General features: G+C 64.0%; 13 protein-coding genes. 3 read left to right on the plus strand and 10 right to left on the minus strand.

All coding sequences use genetic code 11. The annotated features are described in order from the left end of the window. Nucleotides 1–212 precede the first annotated feature (212 nt). Nucleotides 213–2,189: a hybrid sensor histidine kinase/response regulator gene (locus tag K675_RS0115890; RefSeq protein WP_017904488.1), complete on the minus strand. Its 1,977-nt coding sequence runs from the start codon at nucleotides 2,187–2,189 to the stop codon at nucleotides 213–215. Nucleotides 2,190–2,367: 178 nt separating this feature from the next. Then, nucleotides 2,368–2,586: a hypothetical protein gene (locus tag K675_RS0115895; protein WP_017904489.1), complete on the minus strand. Its 219-nt coding sequence runs from the start codon at nucleotides 2,584–2,586 to the stop codon at nucleotides 2,368–2,370. A gap of 378 nt (nucleotides 2,587–2,964) precedes the next feature. On the opposite strand from K675_RS0115895, the gene K675_RS0115900 reads away from it, so the two are divergent. The 3 genes from K675_RS0115900 (at nucleotide 2,965) to K675_RS0115910 (ending at nucleotide 5,272) form a co-directional block, all read left to right on the plus strand. Next, nucleotides 2,965–3,444 (plus strand): Lrp/AsnC family transcriptional regulator, encoded by a 480-nt coding sequence (locus tag K675_RS0115900; protein ID WP_017904490.1) that lies wholly within the window; start codon nucleotides 2,965–2,967, stop codon nucleotides 3,442–3,444. A 199-nt stretch (nucleotides 3,445–3,643) separates the two neighbouring features. Next, complete coding sequence (locus tag K675_RS0115905; RefSeq protein WP_017904491.1) at nucleotides 3,644–4,927, plus strand: hypothetical protein; 1,284 nt, start codon at nucleotides 3,644–3,646, stop codon at nucleotides 4,925–4,927. An 84-nt stretch (nucleotides 4,928–5,011) separates the two neighbouring features. After that, nucleotides 5,012–5,272, plus strand: a complete 261-nt coding sequence (locus K675_RS0115910; RefSeq protein WP_017904492.1) for a hypothetical protein — start codon at nucleotides 5,012–5,014, stop codon at nucleotides 5,270–5,272. 228 nt (nucleotides 5,273–5,500) lie between these two features. Here the strand turns inward: K675_RS0115910 and K675_RS0115920 are convergent, their stop codons facing one another. The 8 genes from K675_RS0115920 to K675_RS0115955 all read right to left on the minus strand — a co-directional run. Further along, nucleotides 5,501–7,456 carry an acetoacetate--CoA ligase gene (locus tag K675_RS0115920; RefSeq protein WP_017904494.1) on the minus strand — a complete coding sequence of 652 codons (1,956 nt, stop codon included), beginning with the start codon at nucleotides 7,454–7,456 and terminating at the stop codon, nucleotides 5,501–5,503. Nucleotides 7,457–7,634: 178 nt separating this feature from the next. Next, nucleotides 7,635–8,405, minus strand: a complete 771-nt coding sequence (gene hbdH / locus K675_RS0115925; protein WP_017904495.1) for a 3-hydroxybutyrate dehydrogenase — start codon at nucleotides 8,403–8,405, stop codon at nucleotides 7,635–7,637. 10 nt (nucleotides 8,406–8,415) lie between these two features. Further along, nucleotides 8,416–9,807, minus strand: a complete 1,392-nt coding sequence (locus K675_RS0115930) for a GntP family permease (RefSeq protein WP_017904496.1) — start codon at nucleotides 9,805–9,807, stop codon at nucleotides 8,416–8,418. A gap of 373 nt (nucleotides 9,808–10,180) precedes the next feature. Continuing rightward, a complete protein-coding gene (locus K675_RS0115935; RefSeq protein ID WP_026145235.1) occupies nucleotides 10,181–11,596 on the minus strand; it encodes a sigma-54 interaction domain-containing protein in 1,416 nt (471 codons plus the stop codon). An 11-nt stretch (nucleotides 11,597–11,607) separates the two neighbouring features. Further along, a complete protein-coding gene (locus K675_RS30845) occupies nucleotides 11,608–13,203 on the minus strand; it encodes an ABC transporter ATP-binding protein (RefSeq protein WP_037006583.1) in 1,596 nt (531 codons plus the stop codon). A gap of 14 nt (nucleotides 13,204–13,217) precedes the next feature. After that, the gene (locus tag K675_RS0115945) at nucleotides 13,218–14,240 is read right to left on the minus strand and encodes an ABC transporter permease (RefSeq protein ID WP_017904499.1); all 1,023 of its coding nucleotides are present in this window, start codon (nucleotides 14,238–14,240) and stop codon (nucleotides 13,218–13,220) included. Continuing rightward, nucleotides 14,240–15,304, minus strand: a complete 1,065-nt coding sequence (locus K675_RS0115950; protein ID WP_017904500.1) for a microcin C ABC transporter permease YejB — start codon at nucleotides 15,302–15,304, stop codon at nucleotides 14,240–14,242. Before K675_RS0115950 ends, K675_RS0115945 begins: the two co-directional genes overlap by 1 nt. Further along, nucleotides 15,304–16,304: ABC transporter substrate-binding protein (locus K675_RS0115955; protein ID WP_017904501.1), on the minus strand; the 1,001-nt coding region annotated here is incomplete at its 5' end. The genes K675_RS0115955 and K675_RS0115950, both read right to left, overlap by 1 nt.

Below are 16,304 nucleotides of genomic sequence, written 5' to 3' on the forward strand. Positions count from 1 at the left end.
TTTCCAGGATCAGTTATTATCACCTCGCGTTCACCTACCACGGTTTATGCATTCTTTAAGGCCCAAGCGTCCATCAGCCGCTTGGGCTTTTTTTTGTCCGGAGTTTTTTAGCGTGCCTGCGATATAAGCCTTGTTATCAGTAAGGCTTATATCACTGTTGCAAGTTTGCGGTGCTGAACGGTGTTTGTCCGGCGTCCGTTCAATGAAACCTGTCAGGTGCCATTGATCACCTCTCGCACGCGATTGGCCAGATCGTCCAGGGCGAACGGCTTGGTCATCACGTGCATGCCGGGTGCCAGGTTGCCGTCGCCAATCACCGAGTGTTCGGCGTAACCGGTGACGAACAGTACCTTGAGGCCCGGCCGGGTCTGTCGGGCCAGTTCCGCCAGTTGCCGGCCGTTCATGCCACCGGGCAGGCCGACGTCGCTGACCAGAAGGTCGATGCGTATCGGCGATTGCAGGATCTTCAGGCCGGTCGCGCCGTCGTTGGCTTCCAGCACCTTGTAGCCGCGTTCCTCCAGCAGGTCGACTTCCAGCATGCGCACTTGCGGCTCGTCATCGACCACCAGCACCGTCTCGCCTGTCAAGGTCTGGTGGGCCGACGGCGCAGCGAAGGCGGCCTCGCGGTCTTCGGCCTCGGCAAAGTGGCGAGGCAGGTAGAGGCGTACCTCGGTGCCGCTGCCCAACTGCGAACTGATGCGCACCTGGCCGCCGGACTGCAGGGCGAAACCGTAGACCATCGACAGGCCGAGGCCGGTTCCGGAACCCAGTGGCTTGGTGGTGAAGAACGGTTCGAAGACCTTGCCCTGGATATCGGCCGACATCCCGCAGCCGTTGTCCGCGATGCCCAGGTACACATAGCCGCCGGGAGGCAGCTCCAGGGCCAGGGCCGATGCCGAGTTGAGGGTGATGTTCGCGGTCTCGATGGTCAGGTGACCGCCTTCGGGCATCGCATCACGGGCGTTGAGGCACAGGTTGAGCAGCGAGTTCTCCAGCTGGTTCTGATCCACCAGGGTGGTCCACAGTCGCTCGGACAACTTCGACTCCAACTGTATCGAAGGGCCGATCGTACGCCTTATCAGGTCCTCCATCTCCCTGATCAGCAGGTTGATGTTGGTTGCCCGCGAATCGAGGGTCTGCCGGCGGGAGAAGGCCAGCAGCCGGTGGGTCAGGGCGGTGGCTCGGCGCGCGGCGATCAGCGCGGCATTGATGTAGCGTTCCAGATTTTCCAGGCGTCCCTGGTCGATGCGGGTCTGGAGCATTTCCAGACTGCCGCTGATGCCGGTCAACAGGTTGTTGAAGTCGTGGGCCAGGCCTCCGGTCAGTTGTCCGACGGCCTCCATCTTCTGGCTTTGGCGCAGTTGTGCCTCGGCCTTGGCCAGGGCCAGGGCCTGTTCCTTGTCGAGGGTGCAGTCGCGGCCGACGGCGTTGATGACTTCGTTGGCAGGGCTGGAAGACCAGTTGATCCAGCGGTAGCCGCCGTGCTTGCAGCGGTAGCGGTTTTCAAAGCGGCGGATGCTCTGTCCGGTCGCGGAGTCGCGGGCGCGTTCGAGGGTCTGCGCGAGGTCATCCGGATGGATCAGATCGTAGAGGCTGGTGCCGAGAAGGTCGGCTTCGGTCCAGCCCAGGGTGTCTTCCCAGGCCGGGTTGATGGCGATGATCCGGCCGTCGAAGGTGCAGCGCAGCATGATGTCCGACGACAGGGTCCAGAGCTGGTTGCGATCGTCGGTGCGGGAGGCGACTTCCTGCTCCAGCGAGGCGTTGAGTTGCTTGAGAGCGATTTCCGCCTGGCGTCGTTCGGTGATATCGTTGAAGAACACCGCGACCTTGTAGGCGCCCGGGTTGCCGACACGCACGGCATGGACCGCATACCAGCGCCCGAGTCCCCGCGCCTGGTTTTCAAAGCGTTGCTCAATACCGTTCAGGGCGACATCGCCGTAGATATCGAACCAGTGCTGCTCGTGGGTGGGGACCATATCCCGAATCCACCGGCCCTTGGCTCCCACCAGCCCGGTCTCGCGTTCGAAGGCCGGATTCATGTCGAGAAAACAGTAGTCCACGGGTTTTCCGGCAGCATCGAATTTCATCTCGATAATGCAGAAGCCGGTGTCGACCGCCTCGAACATCGTTCGGTAGTAGGTGTCCTGCTCGACCGCTTGCTCGAGCGTCCCGATTCCGGATACTTCCATGATTGCCCCATGCAGAAAATAGCTGCCTGAATGGTATCAGGACACTGCTTGCTGGTAATTATGGCCGTGCCGATGGGGAGAAGTTCGCAGGTGTTGCGTACTTGTCGACTGGCTGCATGCGCCCTCGACCCGAGCGCGGCCCGGGAAAGGGGCCGCGCCGGTGAGTGTTGCCCTGGTTTCAGTTGCCCTTGGTGTTCAGCTTGCGCAGTTCTTCATAGGTGGCCGACTGGACGAACCAGAACCCGGAGATGATGCACCACAGCAGCGTACCGCCGATCAGGCCGCCGAGGCCGGCGAGGAAGCTGCTGCCGAACATGGTGATCAGGCTCAGCAGCCAGATGAAACCCAGGGCAATGTACAGAACGATGTTGTTGACGCCGATGACGAAGTCTTTCATGGGATTCCTTTTCGGATGAAGTCCTATGGCCGCTCCCGGTGAGCGCCATGTCGTTCATCATATTTCTCCCGGCAGCCGTTCACCAGCCATGACTGCCCGAAACCGTCTGCTCGAGCGGCTTGAAAAGTACCAGCGTGCCGGGACGGTGGATGCCGAAGGCCTGTGCGCACGTGCTGAAATCTGGTCCCGCGGCCGGCGTGTCTGGCAACCTGTTCGATCCAGGGCAACGTCATCGAGCCGATGCTGGTGAGCCGCCGCCCCGATCTGATCAGGCGGGCGGCTGGTGATCCAGGCTTAAAGTGATTCAGGCATCGGCCAGGGAAGGTCGTACAATGGCGCCTGTTTCTTTCTGGCCGTTTGAAGTGAGGCAAGCCATCCATGGCTGAAATTCGTGACCTGTCGATCGTGCTGGACCGCATCGACCAGGCAATTATCGAGGTGTTGCGCCATGACGGGCGCATCACCTACCAGAAACTCTCCGAGCGGGTGCACCTGACGCCCAGGCCCTGCCTGGAGCGGGTGCGCAAACTGGAGCAGTTGGGGGTGATCCGCGGCTACGGAGCCATCCTCGACGAGAACAAGCTGTCGCCCGGCCTGTCGTTGCTGGTGCTGGTGGCGCTGTCGGGCCAGAGCGGGCGGGCGGCGCAGAAGGCTTTCGAGGCCACGGTCCGGGCCTGTCCCCAGGTGCTCGAATGCCACCTGCTCAGCGGCGCCTTCGATTACAGTCTGCGCATGCGTTGCCGGGACATGGAGCATTACCGGGTGCTGACCGAAACCTGGCTCAACGATGAGGGGCTGCATATCGACAAGCTGGTCAGTCATCCCGAACTGGCGATGGTCAAAACCGCCATGGAGTGAGCCGGTCGTGGTGGCGGCCAGGGTGGCAGGGTGATTCGGATCGGTCGGTTGGCTTGAAAGGTCACTGATATGGCTTTCAAAATCATGAGACCTGTCATTTCTGACAGTTGTCTGGGGAAGTCTCGATGGATTGAATAGCGGACAGATCGCAACGGTTTCACAGCCGCGGGCGACGTCTCGTTCATGGAGGAATCCCCTGATGATGCTGCAAGCGTTGCGCGGCTGCCGGGTCAACCCGGTGGGTGAGCTCGATCCTGGGTTCGGTTGTCTGGGCAAGGTACTGGTGGAGTTTCCCGGCAGCCTGTCGAGCCAGGCCAATGACGTGCTGTTCTGCCTCGATGGGAAGATTCTCGTGGTCGCCAGGGTGGAGATGCCCGACGGTGTGCATTTCGGCCTGGCCCGGCTGAATGCCGACGGCTCGCCGGACACCTCGTTCGGCCAGAGTGGCAGCCTGGTTGGCCGCTTTCAGGCCGGGGGAGAGTCGACGGGTATCAGTCTGCGTCGGCTGCACGACGGGCGAATCCTGGTTTTTGGCCTGCATTATCCGGATGACCGGCGCAGCTTGCCGGTGGTGGCGCGTTTTCTCGCGGACGGCCGTGCCGATCCGCTCTTCGCTGACCAGGGCGTACACTTGCTGCGCCTGCCCGGCGATCTGTCCGAGGGGCCTCGTGACAGTTGGTTGCCACCGGGGCTGGCAGGCTTCGAGAGCTGTTTCGGCGCCGTGCAGTCGGACGGCAGGATCCTGCTGACCCTCAACCACAGTTATTCCGCCACCGATCATGTCGGCCTGCTGGTACGCCTGCTGCCCGATGGCGGACTCGACCACAGTTTCAATGGCCTGGGCTTTGTGATGGTCCGGCGGCGGCTGATGAACAGTTGGCTCAACTGCGTCCTGCTGCAGCCCGATGGCAAGATCCTGGTGGGCGGTTCAATCGATTTTCCACCCAGTGGCCTGGTGGCCCGCTACTTGCCGGATGGTCGGCTGGACCTGGCCTTTGGTCATGAAGGCTACCTCTGCGTGCACTTTGCCGACGCCAGTTCGACGATCACCCGGCTGGCCCGTGGCGCCCAGGGACAACTGTTTTGCGTGGGTACCCGCTTCGAGCCGCTGGGCGGTGCGCTGCAGGGGTTTACCGCCAACGGCTGCATCGACCGGCGCTTCAATCAGGGGGCCGCAGCGCTGCTGAGTATCGACGCGCCCGCCTGCCGCTGGGCGACGGTCGCGGTCCAGTCGGACGGATCGATTCTCGCCGCCGGCTCGACGGTGGCCGGGTTCGGCTCGGACCTGGTGCTGGCGCGCTACCTGCCCAACGGCCAGCTCGACCTCGATTTCGCTTCCGGCAAGGGCTACGTGCGCACCCGCCTGGGTAAGAGTCTGGACACCGTCACGGCGCTGGTGGTGCAGGGTGACGGGCGTATTCTGGTGGCCGGGCATTCCATGCTCGGCGGTTTCCAGGCGGTGGTGATGCGCTATCTGGGCTGAGTGGCGATGACCGTTGAGCCGCTATTTCTTCGTTGCTTCGGGTTGCTGCCATAGTGAATGCAGGTTCATTACGGAGAGCCTTTCATGTGGCGATTCAGTTTGCGGGCCATGATGCTGGCGGCTGGCAGTTGGGCGGATGAGGTCTTTTATCGTGCTCGGCAGGCCAACGGTATCCGGCTGCAGGCGAAGGCTCCGTCGCTGGGCGACCTCTGCGCACGCCAGGGCGAAGCGCCCCTGGCCCTGGTGTTGTCCGGGGGCTGGGTGAGCAAAACGCCTGTGGTGGGGGACCCGCTCTATCTCAACATTCCGCCAGGGTTGCCGACCCCGGCCATCTCGGTGACCTGAGCTTCTACTGGGCCCCGATCACTACAACCATGAGCATTCCAAGCAGGTCGCCTTGTCGGTGAAGGAGACCGATAAGCTCATCAACCACTGCGCAACTCATACGTTCAGTGCTCAGGTGAAGGCGCTGCCGGCGGCCCAGGAATATGTCTTGTCGTTCGAGGCGATTGCGGCGAGCGACGAGCCGGGCAACCGCTACAATCTCTACCTCGGCCTTGCAGAGGGGGCGGCTCAATCCTGCAATTGCACTCTGTTCCTGAATTGTTCCAGCGCCTCTGGGTTGGCCAGGGCATCGGTGTTCTTCACCGGCAGCCCGTGCACCACGTTACGCACCGCCAGTTCGACGATCTTGCCGCTCAGGGTCCGGGGAATGTCCGTGACCGCGACGATCTTCGCCGGGACATGGCGGGGCGTGGTGTTGTCGCGGATCACCTGGCGGATCCGCTGCTGCAGGGCATCGTCGAGCGCCACGCCTTCCTGCAGGCGCACGAACAGCACCACCCGCACATCGTTCTGCCATTGCTGGCCGATGGCGAGGCTTTCCACGACCGCCTCGACCTTTTCAACTTGTCGATAGATTTCCGCCGTACCGATGCGCACTCCACCGGGGTTGAGCACGGCATCGGAGCGGCCGTGGATCATCAGGCCGCCGCCGTCCAGTTCCTCGGCGTAGTCGCCCTGGGCCCAGACGCCAGGGAACAGGCTGAAATAGGAGGCCTTGAGTTTTTCCTGCAACGGATCGTTCCACAGCCCGACCGGCATCGCCGGAAAATGCCGGGTGCAGACCAGTTCGCCCTTTTCGCCGTGCACCGGCTGGCCCTGGTCATTCCAGACCTCGACGGCCATGCCCAGGCTCTTGCATTGCATCTGGCCGCGGGTGACCGGCAGTACCGGGTTGCCGCTGACGAAGCAGGAGACGATATCGGTGCCGCCGGACATCGACGAGAGGCACAAGTCGGCCTTGATCTCCCGATACACGTAGTCGTAGCTGTGGGGCGACAGCGGCGAACCGGTGCAGAGCAGGGTCTTGAGGTGGCTCAACGGATGCGTCTGTCGTGGGCTGAGCCCGGCCTGTTCCAGGGCGGCCAGGTATTTCGGGCTGGTGCCGAAGACACTGATGCCCTCGCTGTCGATCAGGTCGAGCAGGCGTTGCGGGCCGGGATGAAACGGCGAGCCGTCATACAGCACCACCGTGGCGCCGACCGCCAGCGCCGACACCAGCCAGTTCCACATCATCCAGCCGCAGGTGGTGTAGTAGAACAGGCAGTCATCCGGCCCCAGGTCGACGTGCAGGCCGTGCTCCTTGAGGTGTTGCAGCAGGACGCCGCCGGTGCTGTGGACGATGCACTTGGGCACCCCGGTGGTACCGCTGGAGTAGAGGATGTACAGCGGCTGGGCGAAGGGCACCGGGACGAAATACGGCTCGCCGTCGGGCGAGTAGAAGTCCTGCCAGAGGCTCACCTTGGCGTGGGTCCGGAAGTCCTCGGCGCGGGTCTCGGTATTGGCGTAGGGCACTACCAGCAGTTGTTGCAGCGACGGCAGGTGTTCGAGGATTTCGTTGAGTTTGGCGGTCTGGTTCAGTTCCTTGCCGGCATAGCGGTAGCCGGCGCAGGCGATCAGCACCTTGGGCTCGATCTGGCCGAAACGGTCGATCACGCCGTGGGTGCCGAAGTCCGGCGAGCAGCAGGACCAGATCGCGCCCAGGCTGGTGGTGGCGAGCATGCCCACCAGGGTTTGCCAGGTGTTCGGCATGCAGGCCGCGACTCGGTCACCGACCCCGACCCCTGCGTCACGCAGGCGCTGTTGCAGGCCGGCGACATGGGCGGCCAGTTCAGCGTGGGTGAGGGTTTCCCGGTGCCCGTCCTCGCTGACCGCGACCACCGCGAGCTGGTCGTCACGGCGGCGCAGCAGGTGTTCGGCGAAGTTCAGCGTCGCCTCGGGGAACCAGCGGGCGCTGGGCATCTGCTGTTCTTCGATCAATACGTGGCTGGCCGGGTGGTGGAATTGGACATCGAAGAAGTCGACGATGGCCTGCCAGAAGTCCTCGCGGCGCTCGATGCTGAAGCGGTGCAGGGCCGGGTAGTCGGCGATCTGTAGGTCATGGCGATGATTGACGAAGCGTCGGAAGGCTTCGATACGGGTTTTTTCGATGCGTTCTGCGCTGGGGCGCCACAGGACTTCTGACATGGGGTTCCCTTTCTTGTTGTGTTGTTCAGGCGGGTTGCGGTGATCCTTGACGAGGGCTCTGCCTGGACGGGCCCTTTCGCGGGCGAGCCCGCTCCCACAGGCTTCGAGTCACGCACCATTTGCGTAGCACACCTGGCCATTGTGGGAGCGGGCTTGCCCGCGAAAAGGCCTCACCTGGCTACTGAGCCAGCCATCCGCCATCGATATTCCACGCCGCACCCCGTACCTGGCTGCCGGCTTCGCTGCAGAGGAACAATACCAGCTCACCCAGTTGCGGCGGTGTGACGAACTCCAGCGACGGCTGCTTCTCCGCCAGCAGGTCATGTTGCGCCTGCTGCGGATCGACGCCACCCGCGGCGCGGTCATCGATCTGTTTCTGCACCAGCGGCGTCAGCACCCAGCCCGGGCAGATGGCGTTGCAAGTGATATTGCCGGTGGCGGTCTCCAGGCCGACCACTTTGGTCAGACCGATCACCCCGTGCTTGGCCGCGACGTAGGCGGCCTTGCCCACGGAGCCGACCAGGCCATGCACCGAGGCGATGTTGACGACCCGTCCCCAGCCCTTGGCGCGCATGCCCGGCAGGGCCAGGCGGGTGCTGTGGAACACCGAGGACAGGTTGATCGCGATGATCGAGTCCCAGCGCTCCACCGGGAATTCCTCTACCGGCGCGACATGCTGGATGCCGGCATTGTTGACCAGGATATCGACACCGCCAAACTCGCGCTCGGCATAGGCGAACATCTCGGCGATCTGCGCCGGGTCGCTGACATCGGCCGGGTGATGGCCGACCTTGCCGCCGAACTGGCGCACCTCGGCGAGCACCGCGCTGGCGTCGCCGAAGCCGTTGAGGATCAGGTCGGCCCCGGCCTTGGCCAGGCTCAGGGCGATGCCCAGGCCGATGCCGCTGGTGGAGCCGGTGACCAGTGCGGTTTTTCCTTTGAGACTCATGTTCGATTCCTCAGACGATGCCGGTGGCGTAGAACGTGGCGATGACCACGAAGACCGCCAGGGTCTTGATCAGCGTGATGCAGAAAATATCCTTGTAGGCTTCTCGGTGGGTCAGCCCGGTGACGGCCAGCAGGGTGATGACCGCGCCGTTGTGCGGCAGGGTGTCCATGCCGCCGCTGGCCATGGCGGCCACCCGGTGCAGCACTTCCAGGGGGATGTTGGCGGCATGGGCGGCAGCGACGAAACTGTCGGCCATGGCCGCCAGGGCGATGCTCATGCCGCCCGAGGCGGAGCCGGTGATGCCGGCCAGCAGGGTCACGGTAATGGCTTCGTTGACCAGCGGATTGGGAATGCTCTTGAGCCCGTCAGCCAGTACCAGGAAGCCCGGCAACGAGGCGATCACTGCGCCAAAACCGTATTCCGAGGCGGTGTTCATCGCCGCCAGCAGGGCGCCGGCTACGGCGCTCTTGCTGCCCTCGGCGAGCTTGCTGCGAATCGCCCGGAAGCCGAACAGCAACACCATCACGATACCGACCAGCAAGGCTGCCTGGACCGCCCAGATCGCGGTGAGCTTGGCCACTTCGGTCTGGACCGGCGCCGCCATGCCGGGCAGGGCGAGGGTGTGGGTCTTGCCGTACCAGACGGGAATCCAGCGGGTGAACAGCAGGTTCATGATGCCCACCAGCAGCAGCGGCGAGAGGGCGATCCACGGATTGGGCAGGCGGATGTCTTCGGCGGTTTCCGGTTCGTTGCGCAACTGCGTGCCGTAGCCTTCGCCGGCGAGCTGGGCCTTGTTGCGCTGGCGTTGCAGGAACAGCATGCCGGCGCAGAACACGAACACCGTGCCGATCAGCCCCAGCCAGGGTGCGGCCCAGGCCGTGGTGTTGAAGAAGGTGCTGGGGATGATGTTCTGGATCTGCGGCGTGCCGGGCAGGGCGTCCATGGTGAAGGAGAAGGCGCCAAGGGCAATGGTCGCCGGGATCAGGCGCTTGGGAATGTCGCTCTGGCGGAACATCTCGGCGGCGAACGGGTACACCGCGAACACCACCACGAACAGCGAGACGCCGCCGTAGGTCAGCAGCGCGCAGACCAGCACGATCACCAGCATCGCCTGGCGGGTGCCGAGCAGGCGGATGGCGGCGGCGACGATGGAACGGGAGAACCCCGACAGCTCGATCAGCTTGCCGAACACGGCACCGAGCAGGAATACCGGGAAGTAGAGCTTGATGAAACCGACCATCTTGTCCATGAACACCCCGGTGAAGGCCGGGGCGACGGCGGCAGGGTCGGTGAGCAGGACGGCGCCGAGGGCGGCGATGGGGGCGAACAGGATGACGCTGTAGCCACGGTAGGCGGCAAGCATCAGCAGCGCCAGGGCTGCGAGGGCGATGATCACACTCATGGTGTGTCTCCAATTGTTATTTTTGTAGGTTAGGTCTGAATCTCCAGTGGGAATAGCGAGTTTCGTGCCATTTACCTAACTTATTGAAAAATATGAAGATTTCATGGGGTGATGAAATTTTTCAGAAATTTTTCTCTATTTTGAGACGTTTGCAGAGGGAAGTTCGGCGAAAATCTGCTTTTTGTGGTGAGCGGGCTTGCCCGCGCTCGGCTGCACAGCAGCCGTAAGCCGGCCGCACAATAACCTCAGATACAGCGCAGTTGCTGATGTTGGGGGCGCTTCGCACCCCAAGCGTGGGCAAGCCCGCTCACCACAAGAGGGGGCGCGGAAGGCCCCGTTCAGAGGTTGTCTCTTTTTTGGGATGATTGTCTCTTTATTGAGACTCGCTGATGCCCAACGCGACCATTTTCTTGTACAGCGTCGAGCGCCCCAGTCCCAACTGCTTCGCCGCTTCCACAACCTTGCCCCCACATTGCGCCAGGGTCGCCTCGATCAACTGTCGCTCGAACCGCTCACGGGCGACGCTGAAGGTTTCGTTTCCAGTCGTTGCCGTGACGGGGGCCGACGCCCGTTCCAGCTGACTGAAAGTGCCAATCGCCCCACGGATGTCGGCAGCGCCCAATACCTGCGTATCGCCTAACAACGCCGCCCGCTCCAGCACATTGCGCAGCTCGCGGATATTGCCCGGCCAGGCATGCTGGCCGAGCAGGTCCAGCGCATCGGCCGCCAGTTCATGGTGGCTGCGCAGTTCTTCCAGAATCACCTCGCTCAGCGCCGGCAGATCCTCAAGGCGTTCTCGCAACGGCGGCACGTGAATCGGCAGGACATTGAGGCGGTAATACAGGTCGGCGCGGAACTCGCCACGCTTGATGGCCGCCTCCAGGTCGGTGGAGGTCGCGGCGATCACCCGCACGTCGCTGCGCAGTACCTCGTTGGAGCCGACCGGCTCGAACTCCTTCTCCTGCAACACCCGCAGCAGCTTGCTCTGCAGGGGCAGCGGCATGTCGCCGATCTCGTCGAGGAACAACGTGCCGCCCTGGGCGATCTGCAACTTGCCGGGACGACCCTTGCGGTCGGCGCCGGTGAAGGCTCCTGGAGCGGTGCCGAAGAACTCGGCCTCCAGCAGTGTTTCCGGAATCGCCGCGCTGTTGATACTGACGAACGCCTTGTGCGCCCGTGGCGAGGCGCTGTGGATGGCGTGGGCCAGCAGCTCCTTGCCGGTGCCGGTCTCGCCCAGCAGCAACACCGGCGAGTCGGTGCTGGCGCTGCGACGGGCGCGGCGCTTGACCTCCAGGCTCGCGGCGCTGGTGCCAATGAAGTGGGCGAAGTTGTACTTGGTCTGCCGGGCCCGCAGCAGCGAGCGGGTCGAGGCCAGTTCTTCCTGCATGCTCTGGTAGCGCTTGAGCAGCGGCGACAGGCTGTGCAGTTCGCCGAACAGGGCAAAGCCGATGGCGCCGATCACCGCGCCGGCATCGTCGTGGACCGGCAGGCGCATCACCACCAGCGGTTCCTTGGGCATGTCCTGCAGGTCCAGCAGGATCGGCCGGCCGGTGCGTACCACCTCGCGCAGCAGGCTGCCGGGGATCACGCTCTCGCAGGGTTGACCGATGGCCTGTTCGGCGCTGCTCAGGCCAAAGCGCTTGGCATAACGCTCGTTCATCCAGACGATCCGCGCATCACGGTCGACGATCACCGTGCCTTCGCTGGACTGTTCGATGTTCTCGAACAGCGAGCGAATCGCCAGCAGGCGAACGCGCTGGTAGTCCTTGAGGCTGTCGCGGTCGTTCATCGGCGTCTGGCTCATGGGCAGTTCAGGGTGGGGGCGTGCGTCAGGGTCGCGGCCAGCAGTTCCCGGGTGTACGGGTGCTGCGGGTCGTCGAACACCGCGCAGGTGCTGCCCCGCTCGACCACCTGGCCATCCTTGACCACGATCAGGTCGTGGGCCAGGGCGCGGACCACCGACAGGTCATGGCTGATGAACAGATAGGTCAGGCCGTGCCTGGCCTGCAAGTCACGCAGCAGCGCCACCACCTGCTTCTGTACCGTGCGGTCGAGGGCCGAGGTCGGTTCGTCGAGCAGGATCAGCGCCGGCTTGAGCACCAGCGCCCGGGCGATGGCGATCCGCTGGCGCTGGCCACCGGAAAACTCGTGGGGGTAGCGATGGCGACTCTGTGGGTCGAGGCCGACTTCCTCAAGGGCGCGGATCACCTGTGCCTCGTGCTCGGCGGCGGTGCCGGGGCAGTGCACCTCGATGCCTTCGCTGATGATCTGCGCCACCGAGATGCGTGGGCTCAGGCTGCCAAAAGGGTCCTGGAACACCACCTGCATCTGCTTGCGCCACGGCCGCAATTGCTTGTGGCTCAGTCCATCAAGGGCCTGGCCCTGGAAGCGGATGCTGCCCTCGGAGTCGAGCAGCCGCAGGATCGCCTGGCCGAGGGTCGACTTGCCCGAACCGGACTCGCCGACGATGCCCAGGGTCTTGCCCCGTTGCACGCAGAGGCTGATGCCATCGACCGCCTGCAGGTATTCCTTGCGTCGCAGCAGCCCGCCGCCGATCTGGAAGCGCACGCGCAGGTCATCGACCTGCAGCACGCTTTCGTTCTCCTCCAGGGCCAGTGCTTCCCCGGCCGGCTCGGCATCCAGCAGCAGGCGGCTGTAGGGATGCTGTGGCTGGTTGAACAGGGTCTCGCAGTCGGCCTGCTCGACGCTTTCCCCGGCCTTCATCACGCAGACCCGCTGGGCGATGCTGCGTACCAGGTTGAGGTCGTGGCTGATCAGCAGCAGCGACATGCCCAGGCGTTGCTGCAGCGACTTGAGCAGCAGCAGGATCTTGCGTTGCACGGTGACGTCGAGGGCGGTGGTCGGTTCGTCGGCGATCAGCAGCTCCGGCTCGCAGGCCAGGGCCATGGCGATCATCACCCGCTGGCGCTGACCGCCGGAGAGTTGATGGGGATAGGCCTTGAGCCGCTCGCGGGGCTTCTGGATACCCACCAGTTCCAGCAGTTCGAGAATCCGCGCCTGGGCCGCCTTGCCACCCAGGCCCTTGTGCAGCATGAGCGTTTCGCCGATCTGCTTTTCCACCGTGTGCAGCGGGTTCAGCGAGGTCATCGGTTCCTGGAAGATCATGGCGATGCGGTCGCCGCGGATCTGACGCAGGGTACTGTTGTCGGCCCCGAGCAGTTCCTGGTCGCGATAACGCACGCTGCCGCTGGCGTGGCAGCCGGTCTGCGGCAATAGCTGCAGGATCGAATGGGCGGTGACCGACTTGCCCGAGCCGGACTCGCCGACCAATGCCAGGCACTCGCCGGCGCGGATATCCAGGCACAGGTCGCGGACCACGGGCTGGCCGCCGAAGGCGACGGTCAGGTGGCGGATTTCAATCAGGTTGTCGGTCATGGCGCGGGCCTGGTTCATGAGCGGGGGTCGAAGGCATCACGCAGCGCCTCGCCGATAAAGACCAGCAGCGAAAGGATCAGCGCCAGGGTGAAGAAGGCGGTGAATCCCAGCCACGGGGCTTGCAGGTTCTGTTTGCCCTGGCCGATCAGTTCGCCCAGTGAGGCGCTGCCGGCGGGCATGCCGAAGCCGAGGAAGTCCAGGGCGGTGAGGGTCGAGATGGCGCCGGTGAGAATGAACGGCAGGTAGCTCAGGGTCGCGTTCATGGCGTTGGGCAGGATGTGCCGCAGGATGATCTTGCGGTCGTTCAGGCCCAGCGCGCGGGCGGCCTTGACGTATTCCAGGTTGCGCCCACGGAGGAACTCGGCGCGCACCACGTCGACCAGCGCGAGCCAGGAGAACAACGCCATGATTCCCAGCAGCCACCAGAAGTTCGGTTCGACGAAGCCCGACAGGATGATCAGCAGGTACAGCACCGGCAAGCCGGACCAGACCTCCAGCAGGCGCTGGCCGAGCAGGTCGATCCAGCCGCCGTAGTAGCCCTGCAGGGCGCCGGCGGCGATGCCGATCAGCGCGCTGATGGCGGTCAGCGCCAGCGCGAACAGGATCGACACCCGGGCACCGAAGATCACCCGCGCCAGCACGTCGCGGGCCTGGTCGTCGGTGCCGAGCCAGTTCACCGCGGTGGGTGGGCTGGGGGCCGGCTTGTTCAGATCGTAGTTGGGCGTGTCGGCGCTGAACGGGATCGGCGGGAACAGCATCCAGCCGCCATCACGGGTGATCAACTGGCGTACATAGTCACTGCGGTAATCGGCCTGGAACGGCAGTTGGCCGCCGAACTCCTGCTCGGTATGGCGCTTGAACACCGGGAAATACAGCGAGCCCTGGTAGCTGAGTACCAGGGGCTTGTCGTTGGCGATCAGTTCGCCACCCAGGCTCAGCACGAACAGCGCGGCGAACAGCCACAGCGACCACCAGCCACGGCGGTTGGCCTTGAACCGGTCGAGCCGGCGACGGCTCACGGGGGAAAGTCGCAGCATCAGGCGTTCCTCGCGGCGAAGTCGATACGCGGGTCGACCAGGGTGTAGCAGAGGTCGCCGATCAGTTTGATCAGCAGGCCGAACAGGGTGAAGATGAACAGCGAGCCGAACACCACCGGGTAGTCACGCGACACGGCGGCCTCGTAGCTCATGCGACCCAGCCCGTCGAGCGAGAAGATCACTTCGATCAGCAGGGAGCCGGCGAAGAACACGCTGATGAAAGCCTGGGGAATGCCCGACACCACCAGCAGCATGGCGTTGCGAAACACATGGCCGTAGAGCACCCGGCGTTCGCTCAGACCCTTGGCCCGGGCGGTGACCACGTACTGGCGGGTGATCTCGTTGAGAAACGAGTTCTTGGTCAGGATCGTCAGGGTGGCGAAACCGCCGATCACCAGCGACGTCACCGGCAGCACCAGGTGCCAGAAGTAGTCGGCGACCTTGCCCAGCGTCGAGAGCTGGTCGAAGTTGTCCGAGACCAGGCCGCGCACCGGGAACCAGTTCAGCGAGGTACCCCCGGCGAACAGCACGATCAGCAGCATGGCGAACAGGAACGCCGGCATGGCGTAGCCAAGGATGATCGCCGTGCTGCTCCAGATATCGAAGCGGCTGCCATGGCGGACCGCCTTGCGGATGCCGAGGGGGATCGATACCAGGTAGGTGATCAGCGTGGCCCAGAGGCCGAGGGAAATGGTCACCGGCATCTTCTCCAGGATCAGGTCGGTGACCTGCGCGCCACGGAAGAAGCTTCTGCCGAAGTCGAGGCGGGCGTAGCTCTTGAGCATCAGCCAGAAGCGCTCCGGTGCCGGTTTGTCGAAACCGTACTGGCGCTCGATATCGGCAATCAGCTTGGGGTCCAGGCCACGGCTGGCGCGGGACGAGCCGTGCAGCCCGTCACCACCGCCGGCACCGACGGCACCTGCGCTGCCCAGGCCTTGCAGGCGGGCGATGGCCTGCTCGACCGGGCCACCGGGCGCGGCCTGGACGATCACGAAGTTGACCAGCAGGATGATCAGCAGCGTCGGGATGATCAGCAGCAGGCGCCGCAGGATATAGGCCGGCATCAGCGTTTCCCTCCGTCATGGCCGCGCCGGATCAGTTCGGCGGTCATCTGTTCGTTGGTCAGCGGCGTCGGGCTGACTTCCCACCAGGTTTCGACCGCCGCGTCATTGCTGGCTTGTATCTGCGGAATGCCGAAGCGGTTCCACCACACCGTGGAGATGCCCGGCGGGTAGTAGTTGGGGATCCAGTAGTAGTTCCACTGCAGCACCCGGTCCAGGGCATGGGCGTAACTGAGCATCTGCTTCTGGGTATCGGCCTTGACCAGGCCGTTGATCAGGCTGTCCACGGCGGGGTTCTGCAGCGCCATGAAGTTGTTCGAGCCGGGGTCGGTGGCCGCCTTGGACCCGAAGAAGTTGTACAGCTCGATGCCGGGCGAAGTGGTCACCGGGTAGCCGCTGACGATCATGTCGTAGTCGCGGTCCTTGAGGCGGTTGACGTACTGCGACGGGTCGATGCGGCGAATGTCCATGCGAATACCGATCTGCGCCAGGTTGCGCTTGTACGGCAGCAGCAGGCGCTCCATGCCGTTCTGGGCATTGAGGAAGGTGAAACTCAGCGGTTCGCCCTGAGCATTGACCAACTGATCCCCCTTGGGCTTCCAGCCGGCCTGTTCCAGCAGGGCCAGGGCCTGCAACTGCTTGTCACGCAGGTTGCCGCTGGCGTCGGTCCTGGGTGCTTCGAAGACCTGGGTGAAGACCTCGTCGGGAATCTGTCCGCGCAGCGGTTCGAGGATCGCCAGTTCGTCCTTGTCCGGCAGCTCGCGGGCGGCCAGCGGCGTGTTGGAGAAGAAGCTCTGCTGGCGCAGGTACATGTTGCGCATCATCTGCCGGTTGCTCCATTCGAAGTCCCAGAGCATGGCCAGGGCCTGGCGCACCCGGCGATCCTGGAAGATCGGCCTCTGCAGGTTGAACACGTAGCCCTGGGCCGGCTGCGGTGAATCCGGTGCGAGATGGGCTTTCTGCAGGCGGCCGCCGCTCAGCGCCGGGCTGTCGTAGCCGATGG

Source organism: Pseudomonas fuscovaginae SE-1, assembly GCF_000364705.1.
In the GTDB taxonomy this organism is placed as follows: Bacteria; Pseudomonadota; Gammaproteobacteria; order Pseudomonadales; family Pseudomonadaceae; genus Aquipseudomonas; species Aquipseudomonas fuscovaginae_A.